The organism is Streptomyces sp. NPDC005195 (assembly GCF_040608315.1).
GTDB classification, from domain to species: Bacteria; Actinomycetota; Actinomycetes; order Streptomycetales; family Streptomycetaceae; genus Streptomyces; species Streptomyces kaempferi.
Window position 1 is genome coordinate 1 of sequence record NZ_JBEXHZ010000307.1, and the last position, 1,630, is coordinate 1,630.

Sequence of the window (1,630 nt, forward strand, 5' to 3'; positions counted from 1 at the left end):
TACGCCGAGGAGCACGGCGGTGGCGGCCAGCCGTACGAGGTCTACCTCCAGGTCGTCGAGGAGATCGCCGCCGTCTGGGCCAGCGTCGCGGTCGGCGTCTCTGTGCACGCGCTGTCCTGCTTCGCCCTCGCCGCGTTCGGCACCGAGGAGCAGAAGGACAAGTGGCTGCCCGGCATGCTCGGCGGGGAGCTGCTCGGCGCCTACTGCCTGTCCGAGGCCCATGCCGGTTCCGACCCCGCGGCGATGCGCACGCGGGCCGTCAGGGACGGCGACCACTACGTGCTCGACGGCGCCAAGGCGTGGACCACGCACGGCGGGCACGCGGACTTCTACACGGTCATGGCGCGGACGTCCGACACGGGCTCGCGGGCCATTTCCTGTTTCCTCGTCCCGGCCGACACCCCCGGCGTCATCGCCGATCCGCCCGAGCACAAGATGGGCCTGACCGGGTCGGCCACCGCCACCGTGCGCCTGGAGAACGTCCGCGTTCCCCTGGAGTACCGGATCGGCGAGGAGGGCCAGGGCCTCGCGATCGCCTTCGCCGGGCTGGACTGCGGCCGCCTCGGCATCGCGGCGGTGGCCACGGGCCTGGCCCAGGGAGCGCTGGACCACGCGCTGCGCTACTCCCGCGAGCGGGAGACCTTCGGCCGCCCCATCATCGAACACCAGGGGCTGGCCTTCGTTCTCGCGGACATGGCCGCGGCCGTGCAGGCCTCCCGCGCCACCACGCTCGCCGCCGCGCGGCTCAAGGACCAGGGACTCCCCTTCAGCTGCGAGGCCTCCATCGCCAAGCTGATCGCCACGGACAACGCCATGAAGGTCACCACGGACGCCGTCCAGGTGCTGGGTGGCGCCGGCTACACCCGCGACTTCCCGGTCGAGCGCTACATGCGCGAGGCCAAGGTCATGCAGATCTTCGAGGGCACCAACCAGATCCAGCGTCTGATCATCGGCCGGGCGCTGCGGGAGACCGACCGGGGCACCCTCAGGGTCCACGGCCAGGAGGCACCCCGGCCCTGACCACGCACCTCGCGGGTCAGCGCACGGGGAAGCCGAAGGAGTACCCCTGCCGCTTCAGCCACGGCAGGATCTCGCGCAGGGCGTGGACGGTCTGGGAGCGGTCGCCGCCCGCGTCGTGGAAGAGGATGGTCGGGCCGTTGGAGATCTCCTGCTTGACGGTGGCGACCAGGACGTCGGTGCCGGGCCGCTCGAAGTCCTTGGAGTCGACGTTCCAGCCCAGCGGCCGCATCCCGTGCGAGGCGGCCAGCTTGCGGCTGTACGGCGTGAAGGCTCCGCCCGGGGCCCGGTAGTACTGCGGCCGGACACCCCCGGACGCCTTGGTGATCATGCGTTCGGCGTCCAGGATCTGACGCGCCTGGTACGACTCGGACTTGGTGTCCATGGTGGTGTCGTGCGACACCGTGTGGTCGCACAGCCGGTGCCCGGCCGCCACGACCGCCCTGACCAGGTCCGGGTGCGCCCGGGCCTGGGTGCCCACCATGCAGAACGTGGCCTTCACGCCGTACTCCCGAAGCACCTTCAGCACCCGCGGTGTCCAGACCGGGTCCGGTCCGTCGTCGACGGTGATGTCGACGCCCCGCGCGCCGCGGTCCGAGGCATGGGCGATGGC

At 71.7% G+C, this 1,630-nt stretch carries 2 protein-coding genes; one reads left to right on the forward strand and one right to left on the reverse strand.

Features of this window, described 5'->3' with window-relative positions:
• On the forward strand, nucleotides 1-1,020 hold a 1,020-nt coding region (locus ABZV34_RS39205; RefSeq protein WP_356287995.1), incomplete at its 5' end, for an acyl-CoA dehydrogenase family protein.
• A gap of 16 nt (nucleotides 1,021-1,036) precedes the next feature.
• Here the strand turns inward: ABZV34_RS39205 and ABZV34_RS39210 are convergent.
• A partial coding sequence (locus ABZV34_RS39210; protein ID WP_356287998.1) for a polysaccharide deacetylase family protein occupies nucleotides 1,037-1,630 on the reverse strand: 594 nt, incomplete at its 5' end.